General features: G+C 61.7%; 19 protein-coding genes. 11 read left to right on the top strand and 8 right to left on the bottom strand.

What is annotated here, in order from left to right; translation table 11 throughout:
• Nucleotides 1-81: 81 nt before the first annotated feature.
• Entirely contained in the window at nucleotides 82-2,322 is a 2,241-nt protein-coding gene (locus tag IM265_RS13005) for a TonB-dependent siderophore receptor (protein ID WP_045631298.1), read from the bottom strand.
• A 145-nt stretch (nucleotides 2,323-2,467) separates the two neighbouring features.
• Here IM265_RS13005 and fes point away from each other — a divergent pair, with 145 nt between their 5' ends.
• From fes to entF, 3 genes are read left to right on the top strand one after another with little or no spacing between them, the layout of a single operon-like run.
• Complete coding sequence (gene fes, locus IM265_RS13000) at nucleotides 2,468-3,667, top strand: enterochelin esterase (RefSeq protein WP_193031799.1); 1,200 nt, start codon at nucleotides 2,468-2,470, stop codon at nucleotides 3,665-3,667.
• 10 nt (nucleotides 3,668-3,677) lie between these two features.
• Nucleotides 3,678-3,890: an MbtH family NRPS accessory protein gene (locus tag IM265_RS12995; RefSeq protein WP_182034459.1), complete on the top strand. Its 213-nt coding sequence runs from the start codon at nucleotides 3,678-3,680 to the stop codon at nucleotides 3,888-3,890.
• Entirely contained in the window at nucleotides 3,887-7,744 is a 3,858-nt protein-coding gene (entF, locus tag IM265_RS12990; protein ID WP_193031796.1) for an enterobactin non-ribosomal peptide synthetase EntF, read from the top strand. Before IM265_RS12995 ends, entF begins: the two co-directional genes overlap by 4 nt.
• Nucleotides 7,745-7,826: 82 nt before the next feature.
• Here entF and fepC read toward each other — a convergent pair whose 3' ends face one another.
• From fepC to fepD, 3 genes are read right to left on the bottom strand one after another with little or no spacing between them, the layout of a single operon-like run.
• On the bottom strand, nucleotides 7,827-8,621 hold the full coding sequence (gene fepC / locus IM265_RS12985; RefSeq protein ID WP_028012291.1) for an iron-enterobactin ABC transporter ATP-binding protein: 795 nt from the start codon (nucleotides 8,619-8,621) through the stop codon (nucleotides 7,827-7,829).
• Nucleotides 8,618-9,607, bottom strand: a complete 990-nt coding sequence (fepG, locus tag IM265_RS12980; protein WP_074147951.1) for an iron-enterobactin ABC transporter permease — start codon at nucleotides 9,605-9,607, stop codon at nucleotides 8,618-8,620. Before fepG ends, fepC begins: the two co-directional genes overlap by 4 nt.
• The gene (fepD, locus tag IM265_RS12975; protein WP_193031794.1) at nucleotides 9,607-10,611 is read right to left on the bottom strand and encodes a Fe(3+)-siderophore ABC transporter permease; all 1,005 of its coding nucleotides are present in this window, start codon (nucleotides 10,609-10,611) and stop codon (nucleotides 9,607-9,609) included. The genes fepG and fepD overlap by 1 nt, the downstream gene beginning before the upstream one ends.
• Nucleotides 10,612-10,719: 108 nt before the next feature.
• Between fepD and entS the strand changes: the two genes are divergently transcribed.
• On the top strand, nucleotides 10,720-11,967 hold the full coding sequence (gene entS / locus IM265_RS12970) for an enterobactin transporter EntS (protein ID WP_193031792.1): 1,248 nt from the start codon (nucleotides 10,720-10,722) through the stop codon (nucleotides 11,965-11,967).
• 46 nt (nucleotides 11,968-12,013) lie between these two features.
• Here entS and fepB read toward each other — a convergent pair whose 3' ends face one another.
• Nucleotides 12,014-12,973, bottom strand: a complete 960-nt coding sequence (gene fepB / locus IM265_RS12965) for a Fe2+-enterobactin ABC transporter substrate-binding protein (RefSeq protein ID WP_193031790.1) — start codon at nucleotides 12,971-12,973, stop codon at nucleotides 12,014-12,016.
• Between the two features lie 188 nt (nucleotides 12,974-13,161).
• Between fepB and entC the strand changes: the two genes are divergently transcribed.
• The 7 genes from entC (at nucleotide 13,162) to IM265_RS12930 (ending at nucleotide 20,502) form a co-directional block, all read left to right on the top strand.
• The gene (entC, locus tag IM265_RS12960; protein WP_088205172.1) at nucleotides 13,162-14,337 is read left to right on the top strand and encodes an isochorismate synthase EntC; all 1,176 of its coding nucleotides are present in this window, start codon (nucleotides 13,162-13,164) and stop codon (nucleotides 14,335-14,337) included.
• Nucleotides 14,338-14,346: 9 nt separating this feature from the next.
• A complete protein-coding gene (entE, locus tag IM265_RS12955; protein ID WP_193031788.1) occupies nucleotides 14,347-15,957 on the top strand; it encodes a (2,3-dihydroxybenzoyl)adenylate synthase EntE in 1,611 nt (536 codons plus the stop codon).
• A gap of 10 nt (nucleotides 15,958-15,967) precedes the next feature.
• On the top strand, nucleotides 15,968-16,822 hold the full coding sequence (locus tag IM265_RS12950; protein ID WP_063154729.1) for an isochorismatase: 855 nt from the start codon (nucleotides 15,968-15,970) through the stop codon (nucleotides 16,820-16,822).
• On the top strand, nucleotides 16,822-17,577 hold the full coding sequence (gene entA / locus IM265_RS12945) for a 2,3-dihydro-2,3-dihydroxybenzoate dehydrogenase EntA (protein WP_193031786.1): 756 nt from the start codon (nucleotides 16,822-16,824) through the stop codon (nucleotides 17,575-17,577). The genes IM265_RS12950 and entA overlap by 1 nt, the downstream gene beginning before the upstream one ends.
• Entirely contained in the window at nucleotides 17,577-17,990 is a 414-nt protein-coding gene (entH, locus tag IM265_RS12940; protein ID WP_028012300.1) for a proofreading thioesterase EntH, read from the top strand. The genes entA and entH overlap by 1 nt, the downstream gene beginning before the upstream one ends.
• 149 nt (nucleotides 17,991-18,139) lie before the next feature.
• Nucleotides 18,140-20,245, top strand: a complete 2,106-nt coding sequence (gene cstA / locus IM265_RS12935) for a pyruvate/proton symporter CstA (RefSeq protein ID WP_017694336.1) — start codon at nucleotides 18,140-18,142, stop codon at nucleotides 20,243-20,245.
• Between the two features lie 59 nt (nucleotides 20,246-20,304).
• A complete protein-coding gene (locus IM265_RS12930; protein WP_006809671.1) occupies nucleotides 20,305-20,502 on the top strand; it encodes a YbdD/YjiX family protein in 198 nt (65 codons plus the stop codon).
• Here the strand turns inward: IM265_RS12930 and IM265_RS12925 are convergent.
• The 3 genes from IM265_RS12925 to IM265_RS12915 all read right to left on the bottom strand — a co-directional run bounded on the left by IM265_RS12925 (nucleotide 20,499) and on the right by IM265_RS12915 (nucleotide 22,107).
• Nucleotides 20,499-20,903 (bottom strand): helix-turn-helix transcriptional regulator, encoded by a 405-nt coding sequence (locus IM265_RS12925; RefSeq protein ID WP_038415640.1) that lies wholly within the window; start codon nucleotides 20,901-20,903, stop codon nucleotides 20,499-20,501. The two genes, IM265_RS12930 and IM265_RS12925, sit on opposite strands and share 4 nt — an antisense overlap.
• Nucleotides 20,878-21,180: a type II toxin-antitoxin system RelE/ParE family toxin gene (locus tag IM265_RS12920; protein WP_100170619.1), complete on the bottom strand. Its 303-nt coding sequence runs from the start codon at nucleotides 21,178-21,180 to the stop codon at nucleotides 20,878-20,880. The genes IM265_RS12925 and IM265_RS12920 overlap by 26 nt, the downstream gene beginning before the upstream one ends.
• A gap of 183 nt (nucleotides 21,181-21,363) precedes the next feature.
• Entirely contained in the window at nucleotides 21,364-22,107 is a 744-nt protein-coding gene (locus IM265_RS12915) for an SDR family NAD(P)-dependent oxidoreductase (protein WP_193031784.1), read from the bottom strand.
• Nucleotides 22,108-22,137 lie beyond the last annotated feature (30 nt).

Below are 22,137 nucleotides of genomic sequence, written 5' to 3'. Positions count from 1 at the left end.
TGTCTACCATGTCCCCGAACAAGTGTTCACTATGTCCCCGGACCGTACACCCACAGGGAGAGGGGGAAGTCACTGCCTGTATCAGAATCTTGTGTTTACGCTCATATACCAGGTGCGACCCGGTTCATTATACGTATACGCACCCGCACCGTACATATACGCGCCGGTTGTCGCGTTCCCCGTGGTCTGGGCATTACCCGCGCGCCACTGGCGCTTGTCGAAGACGTTGTCTACGCCGCCGGTCAGGCTGACGTTTTTTGTCACGTCCCAGGTGGCGCTCAGGCCAACGATGCTGTACGGGCTGACCTCGTCTTTCTCAGACCCGGTCACCGGCTGGCCTTTGTAGTTGTACTTCTTCGGCTGCTGCTTGCCGTACCAGGTGAAGGTCGACTGCAATGATACATCCTGGTGCACCTGCCAGCTCAGGGTTGAGTTGAGCGTGTATTCCGGGATGATCGACAGACGGTCGCCGGTCTCCTTGTTCTTGCTTTGCAGCATATAGGTGATGTTATTGGTCCAGTTGATGGTGTCGCTGACCGGCACGTTCAGGGAGCCTTCCAGGCCTTCCACCACCGCCTTCGGCACGTTTTCCCACTGGTAGATATCGGTGGTGACTTTACCGGTGGAGGTCTGGCCAATCGGCGCGTAGCCCGCTTCAATCTTGTTGCGGTAGTCGTTGCGGAACCAGGTCACGCCCGCCAGCCAGCCGTCGCGTTTCCACTCCAGGCCAATCTCTTTGTTGATGCTGGTTTCCGCTTTCAGATCGTCGTTACCCATCATGTAGCAGCCCACGCCGTCGGAACTGGCGTAGCAGCCCTGGCCTTTACTGTACAACAGGTAGTTCGGGTTGGTCTGGTACAGGCTTGGCGCTTTGTAGGCACGCGCGATGCCCATCTTCAGGGTGAAGTCATCCCCCAGACCCTGCGACAGGTTCAGGGACGGGCTCCAGTTATTGCCCACGATGGTGTGGTGGTCGAAGCGCAGGGCAGGGGTCAGCATGGTGCTGTCGGTCAGCTCCATGTTGTTCTCAGCGAACAGGGAGAAGATCTCCGCTGACGTGTACGGGCTACGGTCTTCGCTCATGCCCGGGATGGTGCCACCCTGTTGGGTTTGCGAGAAGGAGGTCGAATCCTTCATCCGCTGCTGGTTCCACTCGGTGCCGAGCGTCAGGTTCTGGTTCACAATGAAATCAATCGGCAGGTTGATTTCGCTGTGCAGCATCACGTCGGCCAGATCGGTGTCGGTGAATTTATTGCTGTTGAACAGGCCTTCCGTACCGCCCGCCAGCCCTTCGCCCAGGCGGGAGTTGCGGGTGTGTTCGTACTGCGCCCAGTTGCTGGTGGTAATGCCGTTGTCCCAGCCGCCGTTCCAGGTCACGGCGAAGTTCTGGCGATAAATACGGTTCGTCTCTTTGCCGTAGTTCTTCTTCACCAGCGCGTTGTCGTTGTTGGTGTTTTGCGTGTCACCCGCATAGAGGTTGTTCTGGCGGCTGTAGCCCGCTTCAAACTCCAGCGACTGCATCGGCGCGAAGTCCCAGCGCACCACGCCGTTGATGTCTTTGTTCTCTACACCCTCGCGGCCCGCGGGCAGGGTGTTGGCGTAGGCTCCGGTACGCTCAGACTGGTGGCCCTGGTTGATGTCCCACGCGTCGGCCTGAGTCTTATCCAGGTTACCGAACATGCGGAAGCTGAAGTCGCCGCCCAGCGGGCCGCTCAGGCTGAAGTTGGTGCGTTTGGTGGAACCTTCATCCTTGTGTTCAGGCGCATTCAGGTAGGTGTTCCAGGAGCCGTGCCACTGGTCGTCGAACTTTTTGGTGATGATGTTCACCACGCCGCCCGCCGCGCCGTTGCCGTAGCGTGCAGCGGCCGGGCCTCGAATGACCTCGATGCGCTCGATCATCTCCGGCGGTACCCAGCCGGTATCGCCGCGGGTGTCACGCTCGCCGCGCCAGCCCAGGCGGATGGAGTTGCGGCTGGTGACGGGCTTGCCGTCGATCAGGATCAGGGTGTTTTCCGGGCCCATGCCGCGAATATCGATCTGACGGTTGTTCCCGCGCTGGCCGCTGGTGGAGTTCCCGGTCAGGTTAACGCCCGGCATGGTGCGGATGATTTCCGCCACGTCCCGCGCAGGCGGGTTTTTGCGGATCTCATCGGCGGTGATGGTCGACACGCCAGGCGCCTGCAAATTCTGCTCGGCGGCGGTGATCACCATCGTGTCTTCGTGCTGCGCAGAGGCGGCGTTGTCGTCTGCCATGGCGGGCAGCGCGACGCCATAAATCCCTAAATTGACCAGCAAGGCCAGAGAGTGAATCTTCTTATTCATTGTACGTCCCGCTTTTATGGTTATTTATGAACGCGCTTCCCACAGCGCGGGCAATACGCTATTGCAAATGCAAATAGTTATCAATAATATTATCAATAAAATTTGCTCTGAAACAAAAAATATTGCTAAACATGGGGTTATAAGGGTGACGGCGTTAACAACCGGAAGTGAAGCGTGGTGGCAGTCGAAAAACGGGCCGGAATGGCAACGTCATGAGGAAAACTATCGCGTCACATTCTGGTGGCGGGACCCGGCAGGAACCCAGCAGACCTCAACGGTTAAACGCGTCTGGCTCTACGTAACCGGCGTGACCGACCACCATCAGAATGCCCGCCCGCAATCGCTTGAACGCATTCCCGATACCGACGTCTGGCAGTGGCAGGGGGAGTTCAGCCCCGAATGGCGCGGCAGCTACTGTTTTATCCCCTCCAAGAACGAAAACGATTTTGCCGATGCAGTATTTGAAGGCGAGCAGCCGGACCGCATGGCGCTGCGCGAAGGCTGGCGCAAGCTGCTGCCTCACGCGGTTTCAGACCCGCTGAATGCGCAGAGCTGGCGCGGCGGGCGCGGGCACGCCGTCTCGGCGCTGGAAATGCCGGAGGCGCCCGTACAGCCGGGCTGGAACCATCCCGATATGCCCTTCAACGCGCCCATTTGCATTGAGTGGGAAAGCGCACGCCTGAAAAATCGCCGTCGCGTCTGGATTTTCACCGCCGGCGGGGACGACCGGGAACGTCCGCTGGCGGTGCTGCTCGACGGGCAGTTCTGGGCGGAAAGCATGCCGGTCTGGCCTGCGCTGGCGTCGCTCACCGCCGAGCGCAACCTGCCGCCTGCGGTCTATGTCTTAATCGATGTTATTAATATGGAGCACCGTAACCGCGAGCTACCGTGCAATCGCGACTTCTGGCTGGCGGTGCAGGAAGAACTTTTCCCCCTTGTCCAACAACGCGCGCCGTTTAGCGACCGCGCCGACCGTACGGTGGTCGCAGGGCAAAGCTTTGGCGGTCTCTCCTCCCTTTATGCCGCACTGCACTGGCCGCAGCGTTTTGGCTGCGTGCTCAGCCAGTCCGGCTCCTACTGGTGGCCGCACCGCGGCGGGCAGCAGGACGGGCTGTTAATCGAACAACTTAAAACCGGCGAAATATCCCCTCGCGGGCTACGCATCCTTCTTGAAGCCGGGCGCAACGAGCCGCTTATATTGCGCGCAAACAAGGCGATCCTCGCCGAACTACACACTCAGCAACCGGTTATCTGGCGTCAGGTTGACGGCGGACACGATGCGCTTTGCTGGCGCGGTGGGCTGACGCAGGGGCTGATGACCCTCTGGCAGCCGCTCATTCACTAACGGAGTCTGTATGGAATTCAGCAATCCTTTCGATAATCCGCAAGGACAGTTCGCCATTTTGCAAAATGAGCAGGGGCAGTACAGCCTGTGGCCGCAGCAGTGCGAATTGCCCGCGGGCTGGCGCGTGGTCTGCGAGCCGCACTCTCAGGAGGCGTGCCAGCAGTGGCTGGCGCAACGCTGGCAGACGCTTGAGCCGTCCTCTTTTGCGGGGGAGCGCGCATGAACCGTCTTCCTCTCGTCGCCGCCCAGCCGGGTATCTGGATGGCAGAGCAGCTTTCCTCGCTGCCAAACGCCTGGAGCGTGGCGCACTACACCGAGCTGAAAGGGAATATCGACGCGCCGCTGTTGGCTAACGCCATCGCCGAGGGCATGATGCAGGCCGATACCCTGCGCACGCGTTTCGCTGAAGATAACGGCGAGGTCTGGCAGTGGGTCGATGAGACCCTGATCCTGCCGGAGCCGTCCATCGTTCGCGTTGATTCTCACGACGCCGCCGTGGCGCTGATGGAAGCCGATCTCAGCCAGGATCTGCGCGTGGACAGCGGTCAGCCGCTCGCTTTCCATCAGCTGATTCAGGTCGGTGACAACCGCTGGTACTGGTATCAGCGCTATCATCATCTGGTGGTAGATGGCTTTAGTTTCCCGGCGATTACCCGCCAGATCGCCGCGATTTACGCTGCCTGGAAGAAAGGGGAACCCACCCCAGCCTCACCGTTTACTCCGTTCGCCGAGGTCGTTGACGAGTATCAGCGCTATCGCGACAGCGAGGCCTGGCAGCGCGACGGTGCTTTCTGGGCCGGGCAGCGCAAACAGCTTCCTCCTCCGGTCTCGCTCTCCTCCGCGCCGCTGCCGGGACGCGCCGCCACTACCGACATCCTGCGCCTGAAAATTGCAATGGACGCTCGCGCCTTTAGCCAGCTGGCGCAGGCAGCCGGGCAGGCACAGCGCACCGATCTGGCGCTTGCGCTGGTGGCGCTGTGGCTGGGCCGCCTCACCGGACGGCTGGACTACGCCGCCGGGTTTATCTTTATGCGCCGCATGGGGTCCGCCGCGCTGACCGCAACCGGCCCGGTGCTTAACGTCCTGCCGCTGGCGGTGAATATTAATCCGCTTGAGAGCCTGCCGGAGCTGGCGCTGCGCCTGGCGAACCAGCTGAAAAAGATGCGCCGACATCAGCGCTACGACGCCGAGCAGATCGTGCGCGACAGCGGGCGGGCCGCAGGGGACGAACCCTTGTTTGGGCCGGTGCTGAACGTGAAGGTGTTTGATTATCAGCTGGATATTGACGGCGTGGAGGCCATCACCCACACGCTGGCGACCGGCCCGGTGAACGATCTGGAGCTGGCGCTGTTCCCGGACGAGCAGGGCGGATTAAGCATAGAGATCCTCGCCAACAGGCAGCGTTACGACGACGCGACGCTGAAGCGCCACGTTTCGCGCCTGAACGCGATGCTGGCGCAGTTTGCCGCGAACCCTGACCTGCGCTGTGGCGACGTGGAAACCGTATCAGAGCAGGAATACGCCCGGCTGGCGCGCATCAACGATACCGGCCTGGCGCTGCCCTCCACCACGCTGGCGGATCTGGTGGCGGAGCAGGCGAGCAAAACGCCGGACGCTCCCGCGCTGGCGGATGCCCATATTGAGCTGAACTACCGCCAGATGCGCGAGCAGGTGGTCGCGCTGGCAAACCTGCTGCGCGCGCGCGGCGTGAAGCCGGGCGACAGCGTAGCGGTGGCGCTTCCGCGTTCGGTGTTCCTGACCCTGGCGCTGCACGGCATTGTTGAAGCCGGCGCCGCCTGGCTGCCGCTGGATACCGGCTACCCGGACGATCGTCTGCGGATGATGCTGGAGGACGCGAAACCGTCGCTCCTCATTACCACCGACGCGCAGCTTCCGCGCTTTAACGATCTGCCGATACCTTCGTTTAGTTACAACATGCTATTGCCAACCACAGGCGCTGAACCTCTGCGTCTGGCGAAACCGGAGCAGACCGCGTACATCATCTTTACCTCGGGTTCAACGGGACGCCCGAAAGGGGTGATGGTGGGGCATACCGCCATCGTTAACCGCCTGAAGTGGATGCAGGATCATTATCCACTGGCGGCGCATGACGTCGTGGCGCAGAAAACGCCGTGCAGCTTTGACGTGTCGGTGTGGGAGTTCTGGTGGCCGTTTATCGCCGGGGCAAAGCTGGTGATGGCCGAGCCGGACGCGCACCGCGATCCGCAGGCGATGCAGAGCTTCTTCGCAGAATATGGCGTAACCACCACCCACTTCGTGCCGTCGATGCTGGCGGCATTTGTCGCCTCGCTGACGCCGGAAAACGTCGACTGTTGCAGGACGCTGAAGCAGGTGTTCTGTAGCGGCGAGGCGCTGCCAACGGCGCTGTGCCGCGAATGGGAGCAGCTCACTCATGTACCGCTGCACAACCTCTACGGCCCAACCGAAGCGGCGGTGGACGTGAGCTGGTATCCTGCTTACGGCCCGGAGCTGGCAGCAGTGGAGGGCAACAGCGTGCCGATCGGCTTCCCGGTGTGGAATACGGGGCTGCGCATTCTGGACGCGATGATGCGCCCGGTGCCGTTCGGCGTGGCGGGCGATCTGTATCTCACCGGCATTCAGCTGGCACAGGGGTATCTGGGACGGCCCGACCTCACCGCCAGCCGCTTTATTGCCGATCCGTTTGCCCCAGGCGAGCGGATGTATCGCACCGGAGACGTTGCCCGCTGGCTGGACAACGGGGCGGTGGAATATCTGGGCCGCAGCGATGACCAGCTGAAAATCCGCGGTCAGCGCATTGAGCTGGGCGAAATCGACCGGGCGATGCTGTCGCTGACGGACGTGGCCCAGGCCGTGGCGCATGCGTGCGTGTTCAATCAGGCTGCGGCAACGGGCGGCGATGCCCGCCAGCTGGTGGGGTACGTGGTTTCTGAATCCGGTTTACCGCTGGATCGCGACGCGCTGCTGGACTCGCTCAGGGCACAGCTGCCGCCGCATATGGTGCCGGTGGTGCTGCTGCAAATCAGCGCGCTGCCGCTGAGCGCCAACGGCAAGCTGGATCGCAAGGCGCTGCCGCTGCCGGAGCTGACCAGCAAAACCTCCGGTCGCGCACCCGAGACGCAAACCGAAGCCGCCGTGGCGCAGGCGTTTTCTGCGCTGCTGGGCTGCGAAGTGAACGATATCGACGCCGACTTCTTTGCCCTTGGCGGCCACTCGCTGCTGGCGATGCGCCTCGCGGCTCAGCTCGGCCGTGCGTTCAGCCGCAAGGTCACGCCGGGGCAGATTATGGTCGCCTCGACGGTCGGCAAGCTCAGCGCGTTGCTGGACTCGCAGATGAGCGACGAACAGGCGCAGCGTCTGGGGTATGAAACCCTTTTGCCGCTGCGTGAAAGCAACGGCCCGACGCTGTTCTGCTTCCATCCGGCGTCCGGCTTTGCCTGGCAGTTCAGCGTCCTGGCACGCTACCTCAGCCCGCGCTGGTCCATCATCGGCATTCAGTCGCCGCGGCCAAACGGCCCGATGCAGCAGTGCGCGGATCTCGATGGGGTGATCGAACATCACCTTAAAACGCTGCGTAAGCAGCAGCCGCACGGGCCGTATTACCTGTTCGGCTATTCGCTCGGCGGCACGCTGGCGCAGGGCATTGCGGCGCGCCTGCGCGAGCAGGGCGAAGCGGTGGCGTTCCTTGGCCTGCTGGATACCTGGCCGCCGGAAAGCCAGAACTGGGCGGAGAAAGAGGCAAACGGCCTTGACCCGGAAGTGCTGGCGGAGATCGAGCGCGAGCGTCAGGCGTTTATCGCCGCTCAGCAGGGACAGGGCTCCAGCGAATTGTTTAATACTATTGAAGGCAACTACGCGGACGCGGTGCGGTTGCTCACCACCGCGCACAGTTCACGCTTTGACGGTAAGGCGACGCTGTTTGTTGCCGAACGTACCCGAACGATGGATCCGCATACGGCCTGGGCGCCGTGGGTGGGCGAGCTGGAGGTCTACAGCCAGGACTGCGCCCACGTGGATATCATTTCACCGCAGGCGTTTGAAAAGATTGGGCCGGTACTGAAGGAAATTTTAGCATAGTGCAAATGCCCGGTGGCGCTGCGCTTACCGGGCCTACGGGAGCTGAATGTAGGCCGGGTAAGGCGTAGCCGCCACCCGGCTATTACCGCCGACCTAACGGCACCACCAGCGGCGTACCCGCCACCGGATCGTCAATAATCATGCAGCGCATGCCGTAGATCCGCGCGATCAGCTCTGGCGTCACAATCTCCTTCGGCGCGCCCTGCGCCACAATCTCGCCGTCGCGCAGCGCAATCAGATGCGTGGCGTAGCGGCACGCCTGGTTTAAATCATGCAGTACCGCCGCCAGGGTATACCCCTGCGTGCGGTTCAGCTCGCTCAGCAGCTCCAGCAGGTCAATCTGATGGCTGATGTCCAGCCAGGTCGTCGGCTCGTCCAGCAGCATAATGGCGGTCTCCTGCGCCAGCACCATCGCGATCCACGCCCGCTGTCGCTGTCCGCCGGAGAGGGTATCCACGCTTTGCTGAGCCAGATCGGTGATGCCCGTTGCCTCCATCGCGCGCTTCACGGCCTCGTCGTCCTCTTTGCGCCAGCGGGTAAACAGCGGCTGGTGTGGGTAGCGCCCGCGCGAGACCAGCTCCTGCACCGTGATATCTCCCGGCGTGGTGGCGTTTTGCGCCAGCAGCCCGATGCGCCTGGCCACCTCTTTGCTGGCGAAGCGCTGGATCTGCTCCCCGTCGAGGAATACGCTGCCCTCTGTCGGCGACATCAGGCGGCTCAGGGTGCGCAGCAGGGTTGATTTGCCGCAGCCGTTCGGACCGATAATCGCGGTGAAGTGGCCGTCCGGAATGGCGACGGTTAAATCACGGGCAATGATTTTTTTGCCATAGCCGAGGGTCAAGTTTTCGCCGCGCAAGCGGGTTGTTGAATCTGTCATTTCTTGCGTGACTCCTGAACGAGCAAGACGATGAGGTAAATCCCGCCGAGGCTGACGGTCACCACGCCCACCGGAAGTTGATAAGGCATAAACAGCTGCTGGGCGCAGAGATCGGCGGCCAGCAGCAGCATCGCACCGCACAGGGCAGCCTGGGTCAAGCCCCAGCGCGCGGTGCCGCTAAGACGCCGCGCGATGTGCGGCGCGACAAGGGCAATAAACGAGATCGGCCCGGCGATGGCGGTGGAGGCGGCGGTCAGCAGTACCGCCACCAGCATCAGCATCAGACGCGAGCGCTCAACGCTCACGCCCAGCGCGCAGGCGCTGTCGTCGCCCATCTCCAGCAGGCGCATCCGGCGTACCAGCAGCAGGGCGCCGAAAAACATCAGCAAAATCAGCGGCGCGGCGGGCCAGGTTTTGCCCCACGTCAGGCCATTAAGTGAGCCGGCGTACCACAGCCCGGCGGAGAGCGCGGTTTCCAGAGACGCCTGCAACAAAAGCCAGGTGTTAAACGCCATCAGCATCGCGCGGATGCCGATCCCGATAATGATCAGCCGGAAGGTGTCAATGCCGTTGCGCCAGGCCAGGGCCCAGATAAGCAGCGAGGTCAGAATGCCGCCCGCCATCGCCGTAAAGGTAATGGCCGTCAGATGCTGCCCGAACAGCACCATCGCCACCAGCACGCCGCTCCACGCGCCGGTATTCAGGCCCATCACGTCCGGGCTGCCGAGGGGGTTACGCATCAGCGACTGGAAAATCGCGCCGCTGACGCCGAGCGCCGCGCCCACCAGGATCGCCATCGCCACGCGCGGCAGTCGCCATTCGGTGACCACCATGGTGATGTTACGCGGCGCGCTGCCGGTGAGGGCGTGAAAGACTTGCGCGAAATCAAGCGTTACGGCACCGCTTTGCAGGCTCCAGACCGCCAGCAGAGTAATGGCGATAGCCAGCAGGAAGATGCTGGTGAGTAAACGACGGGAAGGAGCCATCATGCGCTACCTCCGCGTCTGCGACGTACCAGGAAGATCAGCACCGGCGCGCCGATAAACGCGCTCACCACCGAGACGCGCAGCTCGCCGGGCACCAGCAGGCGGCCCAGCACGTCGGCAAACAGCAGCAGGGCAGGAGTGGCCAGCAGCGTGACCGGCAGCGACCAGCGGTGGTCCGACCCCACCAGCCAGCGCGCCATGTGCGGCATCATCAGGCCGATAAAGGCGATCGGACCGACCACGGCGGTTGCGCTGCCGCTCAGCACGGTGATAGCGAGCAGGCCAGTCAGCTGCGTGCGCGCCACGCGATTGCCGAGGGCGGTCGCGGTATCGCTGCCGAGGCTCAGGCTGTTCAGCGACCGGCTTAAACACAGCGCCACGACGGCGGCGATAATGACCGGGATTGCCACCACGTTTAAGGTTTCAAGGGTGCGGATATCCAGCGAACCGGCCTGCCAGAAGCGCAGCTGGTCGTAGACGTCCGGGTTGAGCAGGGCGATGCCGCTGGACAAGCCTTCCAGCACCGCGGCCAGCGCCACGCCTGCCAGGGTTAAGCGTACCGGGCTGAGCTGCCCGCCGCCCTGGCTGCCGGTAAACGCGACCACCAGCGAGGCGGCCAGCGCGCCGCAGAAGGCCATCGCCAGCTGTTCAGAGGGTGACGTCAACCCGAACAGCGCTGCGCCGAGCACGATGGCAAAGCTGGCGCCGGAGTTGACGCCGAGAATGCCGGGGTCCGCCAGCGGGTTACGGGTAAGGGTTTGCATCAGGGCACCCGCAAGGCCGAGCGCGCCACCGGCCAGCAGTCCGGCAAGAGTGCGGGGCAGGCGGGCGTCGAGCACGATGGTGCAGTCCGCGCTCTGACAGGTTCCGGAGAGCGCATCAACGATAACGGACGCGGGTAGCGGCTTCGCGCCGACCAGCAGGCTGAGTGCAATCGCAAGGATTAGCAGTAGCAATAATACGGGCACGGCAATGGCGCGCACCGCAGAAGAGGAAAACGACATAGCAACATCCATGATTTGATAATGATAGTGATTATCGTTATCTATCTTATTTGGCTATGTTAGCATGTGCGCCCATGGAATGGGTAGAAATAGACTCAAGGCTTTGTCATGAATCAAAAATCCTGGCTGCTTAACCTCAGCCTGTTGAAAACGCACCCGGCGTATCGCGCCGTTTTTATCGCTCGCTTTATCTCCATTTTGTCCCTCGGCCTGCTCGGCGTCGCCGTGCCGGTACAGATCCAGACTATGACGCACTCCAGCTGGCTGGTGGGGCTATCCGTCACCTTAACCGGCGGGGCGATGTTTATCGGCCTGATGGTCGGCGGCGTGCTGGCGGATCGCTACGAGCGTAAGAAGCTGATCCTGCTGGCGCGCGGCACCTGCGGGGTGGGCTTTATCGGGCTGTGTCTGAACGCCATGCTGCCGGAGCCGTCGCTGATGGCGATTTATGCCCTTGGCCTGTGGGACGGTTTTTTCGCCTCGCTCGGCGTGACGGCGCTGCTGGCGGCAACGCCCGCGCTGGTGGGCCGCGAGAACCTGATGCAGGCGGGGGCGATCACCATGCTCACGGTACGCCTCGGCTCGGTGATTTCGCCGATGGTGGGCGGCCTGCTGCTGGCAACGGGCAACGTGGCCTGGAACTACGGCCTTGCCGCGGCGGGCACCTTTATCACCACCCTGACGCTGCTGCGTCTGCCGCTCCTGCCACCGCCACCGCAGCCGCGCGAGCACCCGCTGAAATCGCTGATGGCCGCTATTCGTTTTCTGTTCAGCAACCCGCTGATTGGCGGCATTGCGCTGCTCGGCGGCCTGCTGACGATGGCGAGCGCCGTGCGCGTGCTTTACCCGGCGCTGGCGGGCGAGTGGCAGATGAGCGCCTCAGAGATTGGCGTGCTGTACGCCGCCATTCCGCTCGGTGCGGCCTGCGGGGCGCTGACCAGCGGTAACCTGGCCCAAAGCGCGCGTCCGGGCTTGATTATGCTGGTGGCGACGCTGGCCTCGTTTATCGCCATCGGCTTCTTCAGCCTGATGCCGGTCTGGGCGCTGGGGGTGATGTGTCTGGTGATTTTCGGCTGGCTGAGTGCGGTCAGCTCACTTTTACAGTACACCCTGATCCAGACCCAGACGCCGGAAGGGATGCTGGGGCGTATCAACGGCCTGTGGACCGCGCAGAACGTGACGGGCGATGCGATTGGCGCGGCGATCCTCGGCGGGCTGGGGGCGATAATGACCCCGGTGGCGTCGGCGAGCAGCAGCGGGTTTGTGTTAGCGATGGTTGGCGCGATCTTACTGGTGACGCTGGTGGAATTGCGGCGGTTCAGGCAGGAGGTCGCGTTGAACGACGGTGCGGCCTGATGCCCTCACCCCGGCCCTCTCCCACGGGGAGAGGGAGGGAAAATGCCTACTTAAACAACGCATTCAATCTGTCTAACACCAGCATCGCGCTGTAATAATCCAGGCGGAACGTCTCCGTTCCCAGCGCCCAGACGCGTTTGTTTTTCACCGACGGCAGGTGCGCCAGCAGCGGGTTGGCGTAAATCGCATTCACGTCTTTCTCGTCGCCGGCAAACACGAACAGCCCTTCGCCGTTCAGCCCCGTCGCCAGATTTTCTCCACCCAGCTGAATAATGTCGTGACGCTTGCCCTGGCTTTTTAAGGTGTGCAGCCCATCGGGTAACGCCGCCAGCGTAAAGCCCAGCTGGTGTAACAGCTTGCCCTGCGCCGATTCTGTCGTCCACAGGTTCGCCGTGTGCGCGGCGGCGGTGTAGACGATGGCATTCACCGGCTGCGGCGGCAGTTTCATCTGCTGTTTCACCTGCGCGAGCTGTTTATCGAACGCGGCGATGCGTTCAGCGGCCTGTTTCTCGTGCCCGGTCATCGTGCCCAGTTGGGTCAGCAGTTCCTGCCAGCTTTTGTCGTCGTAATTGATGATAAGCGTCGGGGCGATGGCGGAGAGCTGATCGTACAGCGCCAGCGCGGAATCCCCGCCGGTGGCGCTGATCAAAATCAGATCCGGCATCTGGGCGGCCACCGCTTCGGCGCTTGGCTCGCCGATGTACAGCCGTGCAACCTTACGCTGTTTTGCAATATCCCCCCACTGGCGCAGGAAACCCTGCGCGTCCGCCACGCGGTTGTTCGGCGTGGTTGCGCCGCTGGCAATGACCGGCGCGTCAATCGCCAGCAGGGAGCCGGTTAAGGTCACGCTGGTAGAAACAATGCGCGTCGGTTTGCTCTCAAGCGTATGCACGCCGCGGCTGTCGTTGACCTGGCGCGGCCAGTCGGCGGCGGCGGCTGAGGTTAGTCCTAAAACAAAAAGTCCTGTCAGAAGAAGGGCATTGCGGCAAACGGCAGCGATTTTCACAGAGCGGCATCCTGTTTTTATTGAAGATAATGCTTCTCATTTTCATGGTTGCCGGGAAGGGATGCAAGCGTTTGTCGCAGAAGTTAATGGCCCGACGGTTGACAGCGGGGCGCTGTGGGATTAGGTTAGCCAACGAAAATATAAATGATAATCATTATTGCTTCTTTTATCATTTTGAGGAGGATGATATGGACACGTCCCTGGCTGAGGAAGTTCAGCACACCGCGACCACGCTGCAATCAGACAGCTTTTTCTTTATGTCGCCTTACCGCAGTTTTACCACCTCAGGCTGTTTTGCCCGATTCTCTGAACCTGCCGTCGGCGGCGACGATCCGGCGGGGCAGTTCCAGCAGAAATTAGCCCAGGCTTTCCGGGATGCGAAAGCCAGCGGCATCGCTCATCCCGTCATGGTAGGGGCCATCCCGTTCGATACCCGCAAGCCGTCTTCGCTGTTTATTCCGCAACGCTGGGAGACGTTTTCCCGTCCCGCGCGTCAGCAGTCCGCACGCTATTTCTCCGGCGCGCAGGCGCTGAAGGTGGAACAGCGCACCGAGATCCCCGCTCAGCCCGTTTTTGAAGAGATGGTCGCGCGCGCCGCATCGCTCACCGCCACGCCGCAGGTGAATAAGGTAGTGCTGTCGCGCCTGATTGATATCGCCACCGACAAAAAAATGGACAGCGGCGCGCTGATGGAGCGTCTGATCGCTCAGAACCCGGCGAGTTTTAACTTCCACGTGCCGCTGGAAGACGGCGGCGTGCTGCTCGGCGCCAGCCCGGAACTGCTGCTGCGCAAAGAGGGCAGGCACTTTAGCTCGCTGCCGCTGGCAGGCTCCGCGCGCCGCCAGCCGGACGACGTGCTGGATCGCGAGGCGGGCAATAAGCTGCTGGCCTCCGAAAAGGACCGCCACGAACACGACCTGGTGACCCAGGCGATGAAGGCCATTCTGGCGCCGCGCAGCCATCATCTGAGCATGCCGTCTTCCCCGCAACTCATCACCACGCCGACGCTGTGGCATCTGGCGACGCCGGTTGAAGGTGACGCGCGCGAGAACGAAAACGCCCTGACGCTGGCCTGCCTGCTGCATCCGACCCCGGCCCTGAGCGGCTTCCCGCATCAGGCGGCTAAAGAACTGATTGCCGAGCTGGAGCCGTTCGACCGCGAGCTGTTCGGCGGCATCGTCGGCTGGTGCGACAGCGAAGGCAACGGCGAGTGGGTGGTGACCATCCGCTGCGCGCGTCTTCACGAAAATACCGTTCGCCTGTTTGCCGGCGCGGGCATTGTGCCTGCCTCCTCCCCGGTGGGCGAGTGGCGCGAGACGGGCGTGAAGCTCTCCACCATGCTTAACGTGTTTGGTTTGCACTAAGGAATACCCATGACCATCCCTTTTACCCGCTGGCCTGAGGATTTTGCCCGCCGCTACCGTGAAAAAGGCTACTGGCAGGATCTGCCGCTGACCCACATCCTGACGGACCATGCGCAAAGCGATGCGGTCGCGATTATCGACGGCGAACGGCACATCACCTACCGCGCGTTTCATCAGGCGGTGAATAACCTCGCGTCTGCCCTCCAGGCGCAGGGGCTGCACCGCGGCGAGACCGCGCTGGTGCAGCTCGGCAACGTGGCCGAGTTTTACATCACCTTTTTCGCGCTGCTGCAGATCGGCGTCGCGCCGGTTAACGCGCTCTTTAGCCATCAGCGCAGCGAGCTGAACGCCTACGCCGCCCAGATCAAACCCGCCGTGCTGATCGCCGATCGCGAACATGCCCTGTTCGCGGGGGATGATTTTCTCAATACCTTTGTGGATGAACACCGCTCGGTTCGCGCCGTGCTGCTGCGCGGCGATAAGGGTGAACATGCGCTGGAAGCGGCGATTGCGCACCCGGCGGACAACTTCATCCCGAACCCGACGCCCGCAGACGAGGTGGCGTTCTTCCAGCTCTCCGGCGGCAGCACAGGCACGCCGAAGCTGATCCCGCGTACGCACAACGACTACGACTACAGCATCCGCCGCAGCAATGAAATCTGCGGCATCACTGCGCAGACTCGCTATCTGAACGCGCTTCCCGCGGCACATAACTACGCCATGAGCTCGCCGGGATCGTTAGGCGTGTTCACGGCGGGCGGTTGCGTGGTGCTGGCGAACGATCCGAGCGCCACGCTCTGCTTCCCGCTGATTGAGCAGCATCAGATCAACGTGACGTCGCTGGTCCCTCCGGCGGTGAGCCTCTGGCTGCAGGCGATTGCCGACGGCGCGGGGAACGCGCAGCTGAAATCCCTCAAGCTGCTCCAGGTGGGCGGCGCACGCCTCTCCGCCACGCTCGCGGCGCGTATTCCGGCGGAAATCGGCTGCCAGCTGCAGCAGGTGTTTGGCATGGCGGAAGGGCTGGTGAACTACACCGCCCTCGACGACGCACCGGAACGCATCATCAACACCCAGGGCCGCCCAATGTGTCCGGACGACGAGGTGTGGGTGGCGGACGAGGACGGCAACCCGCTCCCGCGCGGGGAAGTCGGACGTTTGATGACGCGCGGCCCGTACACCTTCCGCGGCTATTTCAACAGCCCGGAGCACAACGCCAGCGCCTTTGATGCCAACGGTTTCTACTGCTCCGGCGATCTGATCGCCATCGATGAGCAGGGCTACATCACCGTGCAGGGGCGCGAGAAAGATCAGATCAACCGCGGTGGCGAAAAGATTGCCGCCGAAGAGATCGAAAACCTGCTGCTGCGCCACGAAGCCGTGATCCACGCCGCGCTGGTGAGCATGGAGGACAGCCTGCTGGGCGAAAAAAGCTGTGCGTATCTGGTGGTGAAACAGCCCCTGCGCGCGGTTGAGGTGCGTCGCTTCCTGCGCGAGCAGGGCGTTGCCGAATTTAAGCTGCCGGACCGCGTGGAGAGCGTGGATGCGCTTCCGCTCACGCCGGTCGGCAAAGTTGATAAGAAACAGTTGCGCCTGTGGCTTGCTGAACGCGCCCGGGGCTGAGGAACAGAGTATGGCCATTCCAAAATTAACCGCTTACGCGCTGCCAACCGCCGCAGAGCTGCCGACCAACAAGGTGAACTGGGCGTTTGAGCCGGAGCGCGCCGCGCTGCTGATCCACGATATGCAGGAGTATTTCCTGAACTTCTGGGGCGAAAATAGCGACATGATGCAGCAGGTGGTGGCGAACATCGCTAAACTTCGCGCTTACTGCAAAGAACATAATATCCCGGTGTACTACACCGCGCAGCCAAAAGAGCAGAGCGATGAAGACCGTGCCCTGCTGAACGACATGTGGGGGCCGGGCCTGACCCGCTCGCCTGAGCAGCAGCGCATCGTGGCTGAACTGACGCCGGACGAAGCGGACACCGTGCTGGTGAAGTGGCGCTACAGCGCGTTTCACCGCTCGCCGCTGGAGCAGATGCTGAAAGAGACCGGCCGCAACCAGCTGCTGATTACCGGCGTTTATGCCCACATCGGCTGCATGACCACCGCCACAGACGCCTTTATGCGCGACATCAAGCCGTTCTTTATCGCCGACGCGCTGGCGGACTTCACCCGCGACGAGCACCTGATGTCGCTGAAATACGTGGCAGGACGTTCTGGCCGCGTGGTGATGACCGACGAGCTGCTGCCGTCCGTTCCGGCAACGAAAGCCGCGCTGCGCGAGCTGATCCTGCCGCTGCTGGACGAGTCCGACGAGCCGATGGATGACGAAAACCTGATCGACTACGGTCTGGACTCGGTGCGCATGATGGCGCTGGCCGCCCGCTGGCGGAAGGTGCACGGCGACATCGACTTCGTGATGCTGGCGAAAAATCCGACCCTTGACGCCTGGTGGGCGCTGCTCTCCCGTGAGGTGAAGTGATGGCGGGGTTCGATTTTACCGGTAAAACGGTTTGGGTAACGGGCGCGGGTAAAGGTATTGGCTTTGCGACCGCGCTGGCCTTTGTGGAGGCGGGCGCGCGGGTGACCGGGTTCGATCTGGCCTTCCCGCAGGACGATTATCCGTTTGCCACCGAAACGCTGGACGTGGCGGACGCGTCGCAGGTGGGCGACGTCTGCGGGCGCTTACTTGGCATCCTTGAGCGCCTCGACGTGCTGGTTAACGCGGCGGGCATTCTGCGCATGGGCGCGACGGACGAGCTTTCGCAGGAGGACTGGCAGCAGACCTTTGCGGTTAACGTCGGCGGCGCGTTTAACCTGTTTCAGCAGACGATGGGCCAGTTCCGCCGTCAGCAGGGCGGGGCGATAGTGACCATAGCCTCCGACGCGGCGCACACCCCGCGCATCGGCATGAGCGCCTACGGCGCGTCGAAGGCAGCGCTGAAAAGCCTCGCGCTGACCGTCGGGCTGGAGCTGGCGGGCAGCGGCGTGCGCTGTAACCTGGTGTCGCCCGGCTCAACGGACACCGACATGCAGCGCACCCTGTGGAAAAGCGACGATGCGGAGCAGCAGCGCATTCGCGGCTTTGGCGAGCAGTTCAAGCTCGGCATTCCGCTCGGTAAAATCGCCCGTCCGCAGGAAATTGCCGCCACCGTGCTGTTCCTTGCGTCCGATGCCGCCAGCCATATTACCCTGCAGGATATCGTGGTGGACGGCGGCTCCACGCTGGGGGCGTAATGATCTGGAAACGTCATTTATCGCTTGAAGAACTGAACGCCACCAGCGTGAACACCCTGGTGGCGCATCTGGGCATCGTCTATACCCGCCTCGGGGACGACACGCTGGAAGCGGAGATGCCGGTGGATGCCCGTACCCATCAGCCGTTTGGCCTGCTGCACGGCGGGGCGTCGGCGGCGCTGGCGGAAACGCTGGGCTCAATGGCCGGTTTTCTGATGACCCGCGACGGGCAGAGCGTGGTCGGCACAGAGCTGAACGCCACGCACCATCGCGCGGTCTCTCACGGTAAGGTGCGCGGCGTGTGTCAGCCGCTGCATCTGGGGCGTTCGAGCCAGAGCTGGGAGATCGTGGTATTCGACGAGCAGGGGCGGCGGTGCTGTACCTGTCGGTTGAGCACGATGGTGCTGGGGTAGGCCATTCAGCTGAAAGTGATCGGCTTAACACTGTGGTGTAAATCTCTGGTTTGACCACGCATTATTGCGTTTCAAAGTTGTTAAATTTTATCCGTTGTTCTAGAAACAAAATGTAACATCTCACTGTTTCACAACAACGGACAACAACTATGAACAACTCAGGGAAATACCTTACGTGGGCGGTGCTCTCCGTTGTGGGAGCCTTTGCCCTGGGCTATATCGCCCTCAACCGGGGGGAGCAGATCAATGCGCTCTGGATCGTCGTCGCCTCCGTCTGCATTTATCTCATTGCGTACCGTTTTTATGGCCGCTATATCGCAAAGACGGTACTGGGCGTAGACGGCACACGCATGACGCCTGCCGTGCGCCACAACGACGGGCTGGACTACGTGCCGACTGATAAAAAAGTGCTGTTCGGTCACCATTTCGCGGCGATTGCCGGAGCAGGCCCGCTGGTGGGGCCGGTGCTTGCGGCGCAGATGGGCTACCTGCCGGGGATGATCTGGATCCTCGCGGGGGTGGTGCTGGCGGGCGCGGTGCAGGACTTTATGGTGCTGTTCGTCTCCACCCGTCGCGACGGTCGTTCTCTGGGTGAGCTGGTGAAAGAGGAGATGGGGGCAACCGCCGGGGTGATTGCGCTGGTGGCGACCTTTATGATCATGGTGATCATCCTCGCGGTGCTTGCGATGATCGTGGTGAAAGCGCTGACCCACAGCCCGTGGGGGACGTATACCGTTGCCTTTACCATTCCGCTGGCGCTGTTTATGGGGATTTACATTCGCTACCTGCGCCCGGGGCGCATCGGTGAAGTGTCGGTGATTGGCCTGGTGTTTCTGGTGTTCGCGATTATCTCCGGCGGCTGGGTGGCGGAAAGCCCGACCTGGGCACCGTTCTTCGACTTTACCGGCGTGCAGCTGACCTGGATGCTGGTGGGCTACGGCTTTGTGGCGGCGGTGCTGCCGGTGTGGCTGCTGCTGGCCCCGCGCGATTATCTCTCAACCTTCCTGAAAATCGGCACCATCGTCGGGCTGGCCATCGGCATTCTGATTATGCGCCCGACCCTGACCATGCCGGCGTTGACCAAATTCATCGACGGTACCGGCCCGGTCTGGACTGGTAACCTGTTCCCGTTCCTGTTTATTACCATCGCCTGCGGTGCGGTGTCGGGCTTCCACGCGCTGATTGCCTCCGGGACCACGCCGAAGATGCTGGCCAACGAGAATCAGGCCTGCCTGATTGGCTACGGCGGCATGCTGATGGAGTCCTTCGTGGCGATTATGGCGCTGGTCTCCGCCTGCATTATCGACCCGGGCGTTTACTTTGCGATGAACAGCCCGATGGCGGTACTGGCCCCGGCCGGTACCGTTGACGTGGTAGCGTCCGCCGCGCAGGTGGTGAGCGGCTGGGGCTTTGCCATTACCCCGGAAACGCTGACGCATATCGCTAATGAGGTTGGCGAGCAGTCAATTATCTCCCGCGCGGGTGGGGCACCGACGCTGGCGGTGGGCATGGCCTACATCCTGCACGGCGCGCTGGGCGGGCTGATGGACGTCTCGTTCTGGTATCACTTCGCCATTCTGTTCGAGGCGCTGTTTATCCTGACGGCGGTGGATGCGGGTACACGTGCGGCGCGCTTTATGCTACAGGATCTGTTGGGGGTGATCTCGCCAAACCTGAAGCGGACCGATTCGCTCCCGGCTAACCTGCTGGCGACGGCGCTATGCGTGCTGGCGTGGGGCTACTTCCTGCATCAGGGCGTGGTCGATCCGCTGGGCGGGATCAACACCTTGTGGCCGCTGTTCGGTATCGCCAACCAGATGCTGGCGGGCATGGCGCTGATGCTCTGCGCGGTGGTGCTGTTCAAGATGAAGCGCCAGCGTTACGCGTGGGTGGCGCTGGTGCCAACCGCCTGGCTGCTAATCTGTACCCTGACGGCGGGTTGGCAAAAAGCCTTCAGCCCGGACAATAAGGTGGGCTTCCTGGCGATCGCCAACAAGTTCCAGGCGATGATCGACAGCGGCAAGATCCCGGCGCAGTACACCGAGTCACAGCTGTCGCAGCTGGTGTTCAACAACCGTCTGGATGCCGGGCTGACCATCTTCTTTATGGTGGTGGTTGTGGTGCTGGCGTTGTATTCTCTGAAAACCGCGCTGGCGGCGCTAAAGGTCGACACACCGACGGCGAAAGAGACGCCGTACGAGCCGATGCCTGAAAACCTGGACGAGATTGTGACCCAGGCGAAAGGGGCGCATTAACCTGTGTGCCGGGTGGCGCTAGCGCTTACCCGGCCTACATTTCCAGTGAGACCAGAATGATGTTCGATACCCTCTCTAAAGCAGGTAAGTACCTGGGCCAGGCCGCCAAAATGATGATTGGCGTGCCGGATTACGATAACTACGTCGAGCATATGCGCGTCAACCACCCGGACCAGACGCCAATGACCTACGAAGAGTTTTTCCGCGACCGCCAGGACGCCCGTTACGGCGGAAAGGGCGGGGCGAAGTGCTGTTAACCCTCTTTCGGTAAATAGAGGCTGATTTGCTCCTGCTTGCAGCCATAAATTGCCGCCAGCTTTTCGCGGGTGCGCTTTTGCGGACGGGAGTCCAGCGCTTCAAGCTGTGACACGGCGGACTGGCTGATGCCGAGTTTCTCCGCCACTTCCTGCTGGGATAGCCCGCGCAGGATACGCCACGCGGCCTGCAGGCTGACGTTCTCGCTATGCATGATGTCGCACACTTCACCCGGTAAACCTACGTTATCGTAGATATCTGATTCGTAAGGGATGTCTTCCCAGTCGTTTTCATCATCGTCATCATACTCAAGCATGGCTAAACGCATGCGAAAATATTCATCGTAGGGAATGACAACATACTGTTTTTTTCCTTCTTCATCCTTGATGAACTGAACAGTCATATTCCGTATGCTCCTCATGAAGGTAGGTGGTGGTTGTCCGGCGTTTTACCGCCACTACGTAACAGGTATCACCCGGCGGGTCTCCGAAGGTGTAAATGACCCTGTAATCACCTAATCGCAACCTGTAGTGGTTTTCGGGAGAAGATAATTTCTTGATATCCGCGACAGGTGATGTTTTATCATCCATCTTCTCCAGCCTGAATTTAATGCGGTTCTGATATCGCGTATCGATTTTAGAAAATTGCTTCTCTGCTGTTTTTGACCACACGATCTTCATCCGTACCTCCACTGTACGCCCACACAAAATATAAGGAAATAATAAGACTATTAGATAAATTCCGAATTTCTTATGGGGTACTGTAGAGCGGAAAAAAAGCGCAGATAAGAGGCAAAACGCAAACCGTCGAGGCGGTTCGAAAAGGCCTCTGCCGGGCGACAGAGGCTTGCAGGAATATTGCGATCAGGCGTTCAAACCGCCGTCCACGTCCAGACCGGTGCCTGAGATCTGCCCGGCTGCCGGGCTGGTGAGGAAGGTAACCGCCGCCGCGACGTCTTCCGGCTGGCCGTAATGGCCCAGGGCAATAAGCTGACGCTGTGAGTCAGCCTGTTCACCGTCCTCCGGGTTCATATCGCTGTTGGTCGGGCCGGGGTGCACCAGGTTAACGGTAATGCCGCGCGGGCCAAGATCGCGGGCCAGACCGCGGGTGAGGGAGTTCAGTGCAGATTTGGTCATTGAGTAGACGGCAATCCCCGGTTGTGCCACGCGGTTCGCCAGACAACTGCCGATGTTGATAATGCGCCCGCCGTCAGACATATGCACCAGCGCTTCCTGAATAGCGATCACCACGCCGCGGATGTTGACGTTGATGAGGGCGTCGATGTCCGCCAGCGTCATGGACTCCAGCGGGCCGCCGCGCGCGATACCGGCGTTATTGACCAGAATATCCAGTCCGCCAAGGGAGCGCGCCGCCTGGGTGACGGCATCCTGAATCGCCTGCGCGCTGGCACTGTCGGCCTGAATGGCCTCGCCGTGCCGTCCCAGCGCCTTAATTTCATCGGCGACCGCCTGGGCTTTATCGGCGGATTTTTCATAGGTGATGACCACATCGGCACCGGCGCGCGCCAGCGACAGGGCAATCGCACGACCCAGCCCGCGGCTGGCGCCGGTAACCAGCGCCTTTTTACCTGTTAAATCGATCTGCATGATGACCTCGTTACGAGAGTGGTGAGAACC

Source organism: Enterobacter cloacae complex sp. P17RS, assembly GCF_014895885.1.
GTDB lineage: Bacteria > Pseudomonadota > Gammaproteobacteria > Enterobacterales > Enterobacteriaceae > Enterobacter > Enterobacter bugandensis.
This window is presented reverse-complemented; position numbering and strand designations above follow the sequence as displayed.

Bases quoted from the DNA above. Each gene is read 5' to 3' on its own strand.
- IM265_RS13005 (WP_045631298.1), bottom strand. From the start codon at position 2,322: ATGAATAAGAAGATTCACTCTCTGGCCTTGCTGGTCAATTTAGGGATT.
- IM265_RS12995 (WP_182034459.1), top strand. From the start codon at position 3,678: ATGGAATTCAGCAATCCTTTCGATAATCCGCAAGGACAGTTCGCCATT.
- entF (WP_193031796.1), top strand. From the start codon at position 3,887: ATGAACCGTCTTCCTCTCGTCGCCGCCCAGCCGGGTATCTGGATGGCA.
- fepC (WP_028012291.1), bottom strand. From the start codon at position 8,621: ATGACAGATTCAACAACCCGCTTGCGCGGCGAAAACTTGACCCTCGGC.
- fepG (WP_074147951.1), bottom strand. From the start codon at position 9,607: ATGGCTCCTTCCCGTCGTTTACTCACCAGCATCTTCCTGCTGGCTATC.
- fepD (WP_193031794.1), bottom strand. From the start codon at position 10,611: ATGTCGTTTTCCTCTTCTGCGGTGCGCGCCATTGCCGTGCCCGTATTA.
- entS (WP_193031792.1), top strand. From the start codon at position 10,720: ATGAATCAAAAATCCTGGCTGCTTAACCTCAGCCTGTTGAAAACGCAC.
- entC (WP_088205172.1), top strand. From the start codon at position 13,162: ATGGACACGTCCCTGGCTGAGGAAGTTCAGCACACCGCGACCACGCTG.
- entE (WP_193031788.1), top strand. From the start codon at position 14,347: ATGACCATCCCTTTTACCCGCTGGCCTGAGGATTTTGCCCGCCGCTAC.
- IM265_RS12950 (WP_063154729.1), top strand. From the start codon at position 15,968: ATGGCCATTCCAAAATTAACCGCTTACGCGCTGCCAACCGCCGCAGAG.
- entA (WP_193031786.1), top strand. From the start codon at position 16,822: ATGGCGGGGTTCGATTTTACCGGTAAAACGGTTTGGGTAACGGGCGCG.
- entH (WP_028012300.1), top strand. From the start codon at position 17,577: ATGATCTGGAAACGTCATTTATCGCTTGAAGAACTGAACGCCACCAGC.
- cstA (WP_017694336.1), top strand. From the start codon at position 18,140: ATGAACAACTCAGGGAAATACCTTACGTGGGCGGTGCTCTCCGTTGTG.
- IM265_RS12930 (WP_006809671.1), top strand. From the start codon at position 20,305: ATGTTCGATACCCTCTCTAAAGCAGGTAAGTACCTGGGCCAGGCCGCC.
- IM265_RS12925 (WP_038415640.1), bottom strand. From the start codon at position 20,903: ATGACTGTTCAGTTCATCAAGGATGAAGAAGGAAAAAAACAGTATGTT.
- IM265_RS12920 (WP_100170619.1), bottom strand. From the start codon at position 21,180: ATGAAGATCGTGTGGTCAAAAACAGCAGAGAAGCAATTTTCTAAAATC.
- IM265_RS12915 (WP_193031784.1), bottom strand. From the start codon at position 22,107: ATGCAGATCGATTTAACAGGTAAAAAGGCGCTGGTTACCGGCGCCAGC.